Source organism: Clostridium zhoujianii (genome assembly GCF_051590805.1).
In the GTDB taxonomy this organism is placed as follows: domain Bacteria; phylum Bacillota; class Clostridia; order Clostridiales; family Clostridiaceae; genus Clostridium.
In genome coordinates this window covers 1,850,646-1,862,956 of sequence record NZ_JBPUTF010000001.1, presented here as the reverse complement: position 1 = coordinate 1,862,956, position 12,311 = coordinate 1,850,646, and the positions used below count along the sequence as shown (strand labels likewise).

At 31.1% G+C, this 12,311-nt stretch carries 14 protein-coding genes; all 14 read left to right on the top strand.

Annotated elements, in window-relative coordinates:
- The first annotated feature begins 4 nt into the window (after positions 1–4).
- The 14 genes from ftsZ to phoU all read left to right on the top strand — a co-directional run bounded on the left by ftsZ (position 5) and on the right by phoU (position 12,251).
- On the top strand, positions 5–1,138 hold the full coding sequence (gene ftsZ / locus ACSYT2_RS08710; protein WP_430854838.1) for a cell division protein FtsZ: 1,134 nt from the start codon (positions 5–7) through the stop codon (positions 1,136–1,138).
- Between the two features lie 211 nt (positions 1,139–1,349).
- Positions 1,350–2,147 (top strand): sigma-E processing peptidase SpoIIGA, encoded by a 798-nt coding sequence (locus ACSYT2_RS08705; RefSeq protein ID WP_430854837.1) that lies wholly within the window; start codon positions 1,350–1,352, stop codon positions 2,145–2,147.
- Positions 2,148–2,158: 11 nt separating this feature from the next.
- Complete coding sequence (gene sigE / locus ACSYT2_RS08700; protein WP_430854836.1) at positions 2,159–2,866, top strand: RNA polymerase sporulation sigma factor SigE; 708 nt, start codon at positions 2,159–2,161, stop codon at positions 2,864–2,866.
- An 80-nt stretch (positions 2,867–2,946) separates the two neighbouring features.
- Positions 2,947–3,720, top strand: a complete 774-nt coding sequence (sigG, locus tag ACSYT2_RS08695; RefSeq protein ID WP_430854835.1) for an RNA polymerase sporulation sigma factor SigG — start codon at positions 2,947–2,949, stop codon at positions 3,718–3,720.
- Positions 3,721–3,820: 100 nt separating this feature from the next.
- Positions 3,821–4,087 carry a YlmC/YmxH family sporulation protein gene (locus ACSYT2_RS08690; RefSeq protein WP_430854834.1) on the top strand — a complete coding sequence of 89 codons (267 nt, stop codon included), beginning with the start codon at positions 3,821–3,823 and terminating at the stop codon, positions 4,085–4,087.
- A gap of 79 nt (positions 4,088–4,166) precedes the next feature.
- Positions 4,167–4,625, top strand: a complete 459-nt coding sequence (gene nrdR / locus ACSYT2_RS08685; protein ID WP_430854833.1) for a transcriptional regulator NrdR — start codon at positions 4,167–4,169, stop codon at positions 4,623–4,625.
- A gap of 151 nt (positions 4,626–4,776) precedes the next feature.
- Positions 4,777–5,517, top strand: a complete 741-nt coding sequence (gene pgeF / locus ACSYT2_RS08680; RefSeq protein ID WP_430854832.1) for a peptidoglycan editing factor PgeF — start codon at positions 4,777–4,779, stop codon at positions 5,515–5,517.
- Between the two features lie 11 nt (positions 5,518–5,528).
- Positions 5,529–6,230 carry a winged helix-turn-helix domain-containing protein gene (locus ACSYT2_RS08675; protein ID WP_430854831.1) on the top strand — a complete coding sequence of 234 codons (702 nt, stop codon included), beginning with the start codon at positions 5,529–5,531 and terminating at the stop codon, positions 6,228–6,230.
- Position 6,231: 1 nt separating this feature from the next.
- Entirely contained in the window at positions 6,232–7,908 is a 1,677-nt protein-coding gene (locus ACSYT2_RS08670; RefSeq protein ID WP_430854830.1) for a HAMP domain-containing sensor histidine kinase, read from the top strand.
- 217 nt (positions 7,909–8,125) lie between these two features.
- Positions 8,126–9,004 (top strand): phosphate ABC transporter substrate-binding protein, encoded by an 879-nt coding sequence (locus tag ACSYT2_RS08665; RefSeq protein ID WP_430854829.1) that lies wholly within the window; start codon positions 8,126–8,128, stop codon positions 9,002–9,004.
- 26 nt (positions 9,005–9,030) lie between these two features.
- Entirely contained in the window at positions 9,031–9,921 is an 891-nt protein-coding gene (pstC, locus tag ACSYT2_RS08660; RefSeq protein ID WP_430854828.1) for a phosphate ABC transporter permease subunit PstC, read from the top strand.
- Entirely contained in the window at positions 9,921–10,805 is an 885-nt protein-coding gene (pstA, locus tag ACSYT2_RS08655) for a phosphate ABC transporter permease PstA (RefSeq protein ID WP_430854827.1), read from the top strand. Before pstC ends, pstA begins: the two co-directional genes overlap by 1 nt.
- Positions 10,806–10,817: 12 nt before the next feature.
- Complete coding sequence (gene pstB / locus ACSYT2_RS08650; protein WP_430854826.1) at positions 10,818–11,567, top strand: phosphate ABC transporter ATP-binding protein PstB; 750 nt, start codon at positions 10,818–10,820, stop codon at positions 11,565–11,567.
- 21 nt (positions 11,568–11,588) lie between these two features.
- Complete coding sequence (gene phoU / locus ACSYT2_RS08645) at positions 11,589–12,251, top strand: phosphate signaling complex protein PhoU (protein ID WP_430854825.1); 663 nt, start codon at positions 11,589–11,591, stop codon at positions 12,249–12,251.
- Positions 12,252–12,311 lie beyond the last annotated feature (60 nt).

Sequence of the window (12,311 nt, the reverse complement as noted above, 5' to 3'; positions counted from 1 at the left end):
TATTTTGTTAGATTTTGAAGTAGATATGCAAGAATTAACTAATATAAAAGTTATAGGTTGTGGTGGCGGAGGAAGTAATGCCGTTAATAGAATGATAGTTGAAGGTTTAAAGAATGTTGAGTTTATTGCTATAAATACAGATAAGCAAGCATTAATGCTTTCACATGCAAATCAAAAAATACAAATTGGTGAAAAACTTACTAAAGGTCTTGGTGCAGGAGCAAATCCTGAAATAGGTCAAAAAGCTGCAGAAGAAAGCAGGGAAGAGATAACTGCTGCTATTAAGGGTGCTAATATGGTATTCATTACGGCAGGAATGGGTGGAGGTACTGGAACAGGTGCTGCACCAGTGGTTGCTGAAGTAGCTAAATCACTTGATATACTAACAGTAGGTGTTGTTACTAAACCTTTCCCATTTGAAGGAAAGAGAAGAATGAGACATGCCGAAATGGGTATTGCAAGCCTAAAAGAGAAAGTTGATACTTTAGTAATAATTCCAAATGAAAGATTATTAAGAATGGCTGATAAGAAGACGACCCTTCTTGATTCATTTAAGTTAGCTGATGATGTGTTAAGACAAGGGGTTCAGGCTATATCAGATCTTATTACAATTCCTGGTGTAGTTAATGCCGACTTTGCTGATATAAAGGCTGTTATGCTTGATAAAGGATTAGCTCACATGGGAGTTGGATATGGAAAAGGTGATAGCAGAGCGTCTGATGCAGTTAGACAAGCGATAGCATCGCCACTGTTAGAAACATCAATTGAAGGAGCTACTGGAGTTATATTAAACTTTACAGGTGGTGCAGACTTAGGAGCTTTAGAAGTATATGAAGCAGCTGATGTAGTAAGAGAATCAGCAGATCCAGATGCTAATATAATCTTTGGAGCAGTAATTGATGAGACTTTAAATGATGAGATCAGAATAACTGTAATAGCTACAGGATTTGAAGCAGAACATAGTATTTCTTCTGTTGAAGAAAAGAAAGTTGAAGTTAAGCAACAACCAGCTGTAACTCAAACTGTAAAGGAAGCAGCTGTAACAGTTGAAGCTGAAAAAGAGGAAGTAACATCAAGAAGATATACTGATGAAGATGATTTAGATATTCCAGTATTTTTAAGAAGAACTAAAAAATAAATATATAAGTAGTTAATATGAGCTTAGTCAAGAAATTGACTAAGCTTTTTTTATTAAAATCTTTAGAGGTTATATTTACTTTAATATTAGATTATTTTGTTCATTAATGTAAAAAATGAACTTTAAAAAAAGTTCTATTAGTAAGTTAAAGTGACAAAATTTTAGTCTTGTCTAGGATTATAATTGATATGAAGGGAGGGGAGTAATTAGTATGGAAATATATTTGGATATACTTATAATAGAGAATTTTATAGTAGATATATTTTTACTTTCAATAACATTTCAAGTAATGAGGGTTAAAGTATGCACGAGGAAAAGAATTATATCGGCATTAGTTGGGGCCTTATATACAGTGGTAATGGTTTTTCCAAATTTAAGAGCATTTACATTACTACCTTTTCAGCTAACTGTAGCCTTTTTTATGATATTTATATCTTTAAGGAGTTATAAAATTCATATGCTATTAAAGGGTACAGGCGTATATATATTAAGCTCCTTAACTTTAAGCGGATTATGTTTTGGATTCTCTCTATGGCAAAATTCCTATACATTTAGTGGTGGGGTGACTATTATTAAATATTCATTAAAGTATTTAGTAATAGCAATAATGATTTTATACGTAATATGTGAAAGAGTTATAAGTTACTTTAGAGAAAGGGCATTGATTACAAATTTTATCTATGATATAGAAGTATCAATAGATAATATAAAGTATATTATTAGAGGTTTTTTAGATACAGGAAATGAATTAAGAGAACCGATAACTAATATCCCCTGTATTCTTGTGGAAGAAAATTTTGTTACTGATTACAAAGAAGATGAAACTTACTATATACCATATAGCGCTATAGGATATTCAGGTAAATTAAAAGGTTTTAAATGTGACATGGTTCGTATCCGAAGAGAAGGTGAAGAGTGGCAGGAAGTAGATGCTATAATTTGCCCATGTAGTGAGGTGTTAAGTAGGGATAAAGAATATAATGCTTTGTTATCAAGAGGAGTTATATAGAGGAGGATATTATGATTAAATTAGATCTTATTTTAAACAGAATAGTACAGAGGTTTAAGTTTTTAACTAGGAAACTTCACTATGTAGGGGGTAATGATGCATTACCACCACCATTAACAAAAGAGGAAGAAGAAGCATTGGTTGGAAATTTACTAAATGGTGATGAAAAAATAAGAAGTATATTAATTGAAAGAAATTTAAGATTAGTAGTATATATTGCAAGAAAGTTTGAGAATACTGGCGTGAATATAGAAGATTTAATTTCTGTAGGCACCATAGGGTTAATAAAAGCTGTAAATACATTTAATCCAGAGAAGAAGATTAAGCTTGCTACATACGCTTCAAGGTGTATAGAAAATGAAATCTTAATGTATCTTAGAAGAAATAGTAAAATAAAAGCTGAAATTTCCTTTTATGAACCACTAAATATAGATTGGGATGGAAATGAACTACTATTATCAGATATATTAGGGACAGAAAACGATACAGTATACAATCTTATAGAAGATGAAGTAGATAAGCAACTTTTATTTATGGCACTTAAGAATTTAAATGAAAGAGAAAAAGAAATTGTAAAGCTTAGATTTGGGCTTAATGGAACAAGGGAGAAAACCCAGAAAGAAGTAGCCGACATGCTTGGGATATCACAATCATATATTTCAAGACTTGAGAAAAAGATAATTAATAGACTAAAAAAAGAAATAAGTAGAATGATATAGTTTGTCTTTAGTATAAAAGTTTCCTCTAGCGGAGATAATGTTTAATGCAGTCGTAATTACTTCCGAAGGGGTTGATGATAGTGATCATTAATAAAGTTGAAATATGTGGAGTAAATACTTCAAAACTCCCCGTATTAAAGGAAAAGGAGAAGAGGGCATTACTTATTCAGATGCAAGAAGGGGATGATACTGCTAGGGAAACTTTTATTAAAGGAAATTTAAGATTGGTTTTAAGTGTTATACAGAGGTTTAATAATAGAGGAGAAAATGTTGATGATTTATTTCAAGTAGGCTGTATTGGGCTTATGAAGGCAATAGATAATTTTGATTTAGGTCAAAATGTGAAATTCTCTACATATGCAGTACCAATGATAATAGGAGAAATTAGAAGATACTTACGGGATAATAATTCTATTAGGGTAAGTAGGTCATTAAGAGATATTGCATATAAAGCTTTAGTTGTTCGTGATAGATTAGTTAAAGAAAATAATAAGGAGCCAACAATTTCACAAATATCTAAAGAGTTAAACATACCAAGAGAAGATGTAGTGTTTGCATTAGATGCAATACAGGATCCAGTATCATTATATGAGCCCATATATCATGATGGTGGAGATGCAATTTTTGTTATGGATCAAGTTAGTGATAGCAAAAATACAGATGAAAGTTGGCTTGAAAACATTTCAATAAAAGAAGCTATGAAAAAACTAAGTGATAGGGAAAAGCTTATACTTAATCTTAGATTCTTTAATGGGAGAACGCAGATGGAAGTTGCAGAGGAGATAGGTATATCACAAGCTCAGGTTTCGAGATTGGAAAAAACTGCATTAAAGCATATGCGAAAGCATGTATAAAATAGACGTTAGGGTTTCCTAACGTCTATTAATTACTTTATAGAAGTTATATTTAGCTACATAATGCATATAATTAGTAAGAAGAAAAGGAGTGAGGATTATGGAAGAAAATTTACATTCAATAAATGCTATGAGAACAATGGAAGTTATAGAGGTTAATTCTGGTACCAAGATAGGATTTATAAAGGATATTAAAATAGATTGCGAAGAGCATAAGATTTTATCTATAATTATTCCTGGAGAAGCTAAAGGGTGGTTTTCTAAAACAGAGGATATTGAAGTGCCTTGGGAAAATATTATTAAAGTGGGGATGGATGTATTACTAGTTGATTTTGAGGGGACAAGTAGTGATAATATTTATGGATAGCACTAGATAAAACATATATAAGTATGTATAATAAGCTTATAAGAAAATACAGAGCGAAAGACGAAAGGTGGATGGTATTGTGAGATGTCCTTTTTGTTCCTATGAAGAAAGTAAAGTTGTAGATTCAAGATCTACAGATGATAATACAACAATAAGAAGAAGAAGAGAATGCTTAAGATGCAGCAAAAGGTATACAACTTATGAAAAGATTGAAGATATTCCGATTTTAGTTGTTAAAAGAGACTCCACAAGAGAGACATTTAATAAAGAAAAAATAATTAATGGATTAATTATTGCTTGCCAAAAAAGACCTATTTCTAGAAGGCAAATCGAAGATATAGCTGACGATATAGAAAAAACAATTTCAAACAGGATGTTGACAGAGGTACAGAGTGAATATATAGGCGAGATGATAATGGATAGATTAAAAGATGTAGATGAAGTCTCTTATGTTAGGTTTGCCTCAGTCTATAGACAATTTAAAGATATCAATACTTTTATGAAGGAAATTAAGAACTTAATGACACATCAAAGTTAATATTTTAGGGAGTATTTAGAGTTAGAAGTCTTTGATTTCTGATTCTTTTTTTTATAAATGTAAGTTAAACTTTGGTTAATTAATTGTATGAAAATAGATAATAATATTATATAATGTTAAAATAAATCTAGATAGATTCTAAGGAGGTACTATGAATAAACTAAATGTTGGTTCATTAAGTAAATATAAAGATTACCTTGTAATTGATGGGGAAAATGAAAAATTAGTTTTCTCGACTGCAGAAAAAGGAAGGAATTTTAATAGGCATACAGAGGATGGTATTAGAACTATTGAGAGTATTAAAGAAGAGTTTAATGTAGAGGATATTATATATTTAAGGCAAGTTCACTCAGATAGAGTACTGATCTTTAAAGGAGATAATAGGGAAGAATTCATAGAAGAAGAAGGAGATTCTTTAATTACTAATATTAAAAATATTGCAATTGGTGTATTTACAGCTGATTGTGTTCCAGTGATTTTAGTAGATGAAGCTAAGGGTGTAGCTGCTGCAATTCATAGTGGATGGAAAGGTACTTTTAATTCCATAACTAAAAAGACTATTGAAAAGATGCAAAATGTTTATGGAAGTCAATCATCTGATATCAAAGCTTATATTGGAGGTCATATAAGGCAGTGTTGCTATGAGGTTTCAGAAGAGTTGAAAAGTAAATTTATTAATGAGAAAAATATAGATGAAAACATACTATTTAATGGAAGGAACTTGAGTATGGAAGAATGCATAATTGATAATCTTAAAGAGGTAGGAATTAAAGATGATAATATTAATTCACTGTCATTATGCACATATTGTTCTGAAGATATTAAGTTACATTCATATAGAAAATCAGAAGGATCATATGGAAGATTATTTTCATTTGTAATCCTAAAGTAGGGGGAGTGGCAATGGCTGATGAAAAAGTATTAATAGTTGATGATGAAGAACATATTATTGAGTTGCTAAAATTTAACTTAGGAAATGTAGGATATAGAATATTTACAGCTAATAATGGACTTGATGCTTTGAAAGTAGCAAAAGAAATAAAGCCAGATTTGGTATTATTAGATTTAATGTTACCTGGCATGGATGGTTTTGATGTTTGTAAAGAAATTAAAAGAAACAAGGATACTTCAAAAGCTGCAATAATTATGCTTACTGCAAAGGGAGAAGAATTAGATAAGGTACTTGGATTAGAATTAGGAGCAGATGATTATATGACAAAGCCTTTCTCTATAAGAGAGCTTTTAGCACGAGTTAAGGCTGTACTTAGAAGAAGCTCAGGTAATGATGAGACTGAGGGAGAAAGCTATGAAAGTGGTATACTGAAAGTGGACTTTGAGAGGCATGAAGTAATTATTAATGGCGAGAAAATTGATATTACGTTAAAAGAATTTGAGCTTCTTGAGATCCTTATAAGGAATAAAGGTAAAATACTTCAAAGAGAAACCTTATTAGATAAGGTATGGGGCTATGAATACATTGGAGAAACAAGAACAGTAGATGTTCATATAAGGTATCTGAGAAAGAAGATAGAAGAGGATGACAAGAATCCTAAGTTTATTGAAACTATAAGAGGGGTCGGGTATAGATTTAACCCAGGGAAATAAAATGAAGAAAAAAATTTTAACATCAGTAATAATTACTGTGATTTTTGCATTAACCATAGTAACTTCATTTTTTGTGGCCCTATCAAATATTCAAGAGATGAACAAAATTAAGGATTCCCTAAAAAATTTTAACAATTATATACTTCAATTAGATTATAATAACGAAAAGGTAATTAAGAACTATAAAATAAATAATGTTAATGTAAGGTGTACAGTAATAGCAAGTGATGGACATGTTATTTATGATAGTATAGGAGATGATTTAGACAATCATTTAGGGAGACCTGAAATCCAAGACGCCATAAAAAATGGTGAAGGTTATTCAACTAGAATAAGTAAGACAACAAATGAGAAATTAGTTTATTATGCTATTAAACTTGATGATGGAAATATTTTAAGATCATCAATACCCTTTGAGACAATTAAGTTTTTTAATGTAGACAATATAAAGTATTGCATAGGAATTATGTTTGTAGTAATTATTTTTTCAATATCTCTATCATTAAAGCTGGTTAGGACAATAATTGAACCTTTAAAGGATTTAGAAAATGTAACTACTAGGATATCGAAGGGAGATTTACACATTAGAGTTAAAACATCAACTAATGATGAGATTGGTTCATTAGGACGTACTTTTAATAATATGGCAGATCAGCTTCAAGGAAAGATAAGGGAAGTGTTAGACAAACAGAATAGATTGGAATCTATTTTAAGAAGTATGGAAAGTGGCGTTATTGCAGTTAATGGAGAAGACAAGGTTATTACAATAAATCCATATGCAAAAAGAATATTTGGTATTAGAAGAGATATAACTGGTGAGAATATTTCAGACTATATTAAGGATTATGATATAAATAATTTTTTAAATGAAGAAGATGATGTTGAAAAAGAGATTAAATTGCTGCATCCAGTTGAGAGAGAGCTTAGAATAAAGAAAGCTTCTATAATTGATGGTCTTGAAAGGATAGGTAAGGTTATAGCAGTTCAAGATATATCTGATATAAAAAGATTAGAAAATATGAGGAGTCAGTTTGTTGCTAATGTATCTCATGAACTTAAAACACCACTAACATCAATAAAAGGTTTTGCAGAAACATTAAAGTATGTTGAAGATGAAGAGACAAGGAAAAAGTTCCTAGATATAATTAATAAAGAATCTGAGAGGCTTAGTAGATTAATTAATGATATATTAGTTTTATCAAAAATAGAAAGTGATATATTAGGTGATGAAGATGAGTTTTTACCAAATGCAGTTATAGATGATGTAATGAGTATGGTGAAAAGATTTGCTGAATCTAAGAATATTTCATTGATACTTGATCAGAGAAATGATGACTTATTGTACGGGGATAAAGATAGGTTTTTACAATTAGTATTAAATTTAGTGGAAAATGGGGTCAAGTATTCAAATCCAGGTTCCTATGTTAGAATAGTAAGCTATATTGAAGGTGAATATTATTATTTAAAGATAGAAGATAATGGTATAGGAATACCAAAGGAAGATATTCCTAGAATATTTGAAAGATTCTATAGGGTAGATAAAGCAAGAAAAAGCGGTGGAACTGGATTAGGGTTAGCAATTGTTAAGCATATTGTTAAGACATTTAATGGTGAAATAGATGTTAAAAGTAAGCTTGGAGAAGGCACGGTCTTTTCTGTAAAAATTAAACATATATAATAGAAGGAATAAGAAGTACAACAGAGTATGTACTTCTTATTTTTTTTATGCAAATTAGTATGAGGAAATAGAATATTCTCAAAGAAATGTTAAATGTATTTAACATTTACCTAATATTAATTAACAAAGGTATAATAATAGGTTAACTTATAGAAACTAATATATAAGTATAAGATAAATCCTAGTAAACAAATTATTTTGGAGGGGAGATTTAATTATGAAAAAAAGAAATTTAAAATTTATAGTTAGTGCTTTACTAGTTACTGTGATTGGGGGAGCATTAGTAGGATGTGGAGGGAATAATGATGATTCAACAACAGAAAAATCAATATCTATAAGTGGATCGTCAGCATTACTACCTTTAATGGAAACATCAATAGAAGGATTTAAAGCTAAGAATTCAGGCTACGAGATAAATGCTCAAGCAGGAGGATCTGGTACAGGTCTTACTCAAGTATTAGAAGGTGGAGTTAATATAGGTAATTCAGATATATTTGCTAATGAAAAACTAGATGAGGATAAAGCTAAGGAATTAGTTGATCATCAAGTTGTAGCACAAGGATTTGGAGTAGTAGTTGATAAAAAACTTGGAGTTAGTAACTTAACTAAGCAACAAATCAAAGACATATTCTCAGGAAAGATAAAAAATTGGAAAGAAGTTGGCGGACCTGATAAGGAGATATTCTTAATTCATAGACCAGCATCTTCAGGAACAAGAGCTACTTTTGTAAAAACATTGTTAGATGGAGATAAATCTTTAGAGAATGATTCATTAGGTGCAACACAAGATTCAAATGGCGCTGTATTAACAGCTATGAAGCAAAATGATGGCGCTATAAGCTACATTGCTCTTTCGTATATGAGTTCAGATGAAGCAAAGGAAAAGCTAAGTACAATTTCTATAGACGGTATTTCTCCTGAAAAAGAAAATGTAACTACTGGTAAATATCCATTCTGGTCATGGGGTCATATGTACACTAAAGGTGATGCAACTGGACTATCAAAGATGTTTATTGATTATATAATGAGTGATGATAACAAAGAAACAGTAGAAAAACTTGGTTTTATATCTGGAAGTGATATGAAAGTAAAATAAATAAAGTTAAGGAATGATGAATTAATATGGAAAAAAGAAGTTTTAAAGAGAGGTTATTAAATGAATATATAGGGAAGGCATTTGCGAATTTATGTGGATTACTAATTATAGTAGTCACTGTATCTATCATCCTATTCATTGCTCAGAAGGGAATACAAACCTTTGTAAAGGGTAATTTCAATCTAGTTGAATTTTTATTCACCAACAACTGGAAACCAAGTGAAACACCAGCCTCCTTTGGAGCTTTGGCTTTCATATTAGGATCAACATTTATATCAATGGGTGCAGTAGTCTTAAGTGCACCTGTTGCTATAGCACTAGGAGTGTTTGTAAATGTAATATCAAAGGGATTAGGGAACAAGTTAATAAAACCGGCCTTAGAAATATTAGTTGGAATACCATCTGTTGTATATGGTTGGGTTGGGGTATCTGTATTAGTTCCTTTTATTAAAAATAATGTAGGGGGGATGGGATTCTCACTTTTAGCAGGAATTCTTGTTCTGTCCCTTATGATACTTCCAACTATAGCTACATTATCAATAGATGCTATCAAAAGTATTCCAAGAGAACACATCGAAGCATCATATGGGCTAGGAGCAACTAGGTGGCAAACTATAAAAAATGTTATTATACCAGGAGCTAAAAGTGGAATATTAACAGGAGTGGTGTTAGGAATTGCAAGAGCTTTTGGAGAAGCATTGGCAGTGCAAATGGTTATAGGGAATGCTGTTAAGATACCTGATGGATTTTTATCATCCACTGCAACCTTAACAAGTATTCTTACAATGGACATGGCAAATACAGTTGGAGGAACTCCATGGAATGATGCTTTATGGAGTATGGCACTTATATTATTGATAATTTCCTTCCTATTCATATTATTAATTAGAAGGATAGAAAAAAGGAGTGAAATTTAGTGAATGCAAAAAGAGCTGATAAAATTGCAACTACAATAATTTACATAATGAGTTTCTTTGTGGTATTCCTTTTGGGAGCTTTCATAGCATATATTCTATATCAGGGAATAGTAATGTTAAAGCCGAGCTTTCTATTTGGAACACCTAAGGTAACATCAGCTGGCGGCGGTATAGGACCACAATTATTTAACTCCTTTTATATGCTTATAGTGTCATTAGTTATTACTGTACCCATTGGAATTGGTGCAGGAATTTACTTAGCAGAGTATGCTAAAGAGGGTCCTTTATTAAGATTCATAAGACTTTCCCTTGAGACTATGTCATCATTACCTTCTATAGTAATCGGAATGTTTGGATTGCTTGTATTTGTAAATATGGCAGGTTGGGGATATTCAATATTAGCAGGTGCATTATCTGTTAGTATACTAAATATACCCTCAATGACAAGAATATCAGAAAATGCTATAAAAATAGCTAGTAAAAGAGTTAAGGAAGCTTCGCTGGGGCTAGGAGCCAGTAAGTGGCAAACTATAGCTAAATTAACTTTGCCAACAGCAATGGGTGAGATCCTAACTGGAATTATATTGGCATCTGGAAGGATTTTTGGAGAAGCAGCAGCATTCCTTTATACAGCTGGATTAAGCTCAGGAAGTTTAAACTTTAATAATATTAGTATTACTGGAAATCAGTCAGCTTTTTCACTATTTAGACCAGCAGAAACATTAGCAGTTCACATATGGAAGTTGAACTCTGAGGGGATTGTTCCAGACGCAGCGGCAATAGCAAACGGAACGGCAGCAGTACTTATAATTGCAGTTTTATTATTTAATTTAGTAGCAAGATTATTAGGAAACAGATTATTGAAGTCTTATAGTGGTAAGTAGGAGGTATATTATATGGCTATTATAGAAACAAAAGATTTAAACTTATATTATGGGGTAAATCATGCTTTGAAGAATATAAATTTAAGCATAAATGAAAATGAGGTTACAGCATTAATTGGACCATCAGGTTGTGGTAAGTCAACTTTTTTACGGACAATTAATAGAATGAATGATCTGATAGAATCTGTTAAAGTAACAGGTGATGTTTTATTCGAAGGTAAAAATATATATGCAGATTATGACGAAATAGCCTTAAGAAAAAGGGTTGGGATGGTATTCCAAAAGGCCAACCCATTCCCAATGTCTATATATGATAATATCGCATATGGTCCTAAGATTCATGGAATTAAAGATAAAAAGAGATTAGATGAAATAGTAGAGAGAAGTTTAAAAGGTGCTGCTTTGTGGGATGAAACTAAAGATAGGCTTAAAAAGAGTGCTTTAGGATTATCAGGTGGACAACAACAAAGATTATGTATTGCAAGAACTTTAGCTGTTTCTCCTGAGGTAATATTAATGGATGAACCAACTTCGGCTTTAGATCCAATTTCTACGAGTAAGGTAGAAGAGTTGATGGATGAATTGAAAAAGAAATATACTGTTATTATTGTAACTCATAATATGCAGCAGGCCGGGAGAATTGCAGATAAAACAGCTTTCTTTTTAAATGGTGAAGTTATTGAATTTGGAAAGACAGAGGATATTTTCTATAAACCTCGTGATAAAAGAACAGAGGATTATATAACAGGAAGATTTGGGTAAAAATTTAGGTGAGGTGGTATAATGACAAGAACATCACAAAAACTAAGAATTAAAGAAATTAATCGTCAGTTGTTACTAATGGCAAGTTTAGTAGAGAAACAAATTTATGGGAGTATGCTGGCTTTGAAGAATCATGATATTAAAGCTGCTGATGATATAATTAGGGATGACGATAAGGTAGATAATTTACAAAAGGTGATTGAAGAAGAATGCATTAAGTTTATAGCAACAGAGCAGCCTTTGGCAAAGGATCTACGAAATGTTTTTACAGGGTCAAAAATTGTTACAGATTTAGAAAGAATGGCTGATCATGCAGTAGATATATGTAAGATAACAAAAAAAATTAATGGTAACTCAGGAACTTTTTCAGATGAATCTCTCCCTCTTTGGGACATGGAGGAAAAGGTTAGGAAAATGATAGATTTATCTATTGATGCATATGTTAATAGGGATATAGATAAGGCCTATGAAATTTGTAAGATGGATGATGAAATAGATGAATTATATAAAACAATATTTAACAATATTCTTAAAACTATTAAATTAGATGAGAGTAAAACCAATAAAAGTGCACAATTACTTTTTGTTAGTAAATACTTAGAGAGAATTGGAGATCATGTTACTAATATATGTGAGTGGACTATATTTTCGCAAAAGGGAACCTATGTAGATTTAAATGAATAAAATGTTTAAGAAGACAACTTTTCATAAAATATGAGGTTGTTTTTTTATACTCAAAAATAC

What these genes read in the sequence shown, in the direction of transcription:
- sigE (WP_430854836.1), top strand. Translation starts at nt 2,159, where the DNA reads ATGATTAAATTAGATCTTATTTTAAACAGAATAGTACAGAGGTTTAAG.
- ACSYT2_RS08665 (WP_430854829.1), top strand. Translation starts at nt 8,126, where the DNA reads ATGAAAAAAAGAAATTTAAAATTTATAGTTAGTGCTTTACTAGTTACT.
- ACSYT2_RS08675 (WP_430854831.1), top strand. Translation starts at nt 5,529, where the DNA reads ATGGCTGATGAAAAAGTATTAATAGTTGATGATGAAGAACATATTATT.
- pstB (WP_430854826.1), top strand. Translation starts at nt 10,818, where the DNA reads ATGGCTATTATAGAAACAAAAGATTTAAACTTATATTATGGGGTAAAT.
- pgeF (WP_430854832.1), top strand. Translation starts at nt 4,777, where the DNA reads ATGAATAAACTAAATGTTGGTTCATTAAGTAAATATAAAGATTACCTT.
- ACSYT2_RS08690 (WP_430854834.1), top strand. Translation starts at nt 3,821, where the DNA reads ATGGAAGAAAATTTACATTCAATAAATGCTATGAGAACAATGGAAGTT.
- ACSYT2_RS08705 (WP_430854837.1), top strand. Translation starts at nt 1,350, where the DNA reads ATGGAAATATATTTGGATATACTTATAATAGAGAATTTTATAGTAGAT.
- ACSYT2_RS08670 (WP_430854830.1), top strand. Translation starts at nt 6,232, where the DNA reads ATGAAGAAAAAAATTTTAACATCAGTAATAATTACTGTGATTTTTGCA.
- pstC (WP_430854828.1), top strand. Translation starts at nt 9,031, where the DNA reads ATGGAAAAAAGAAGTTTTAAAGAGAGGTTATTAAATGAATATATAGGG.
- phoU (WP_430854825.1), top strand. Translation starts at nt 11,589, where the DNA reads ATGACAAGAACATCACAAAAACTAAGAATTAAAGAAATTAATCGTCAG.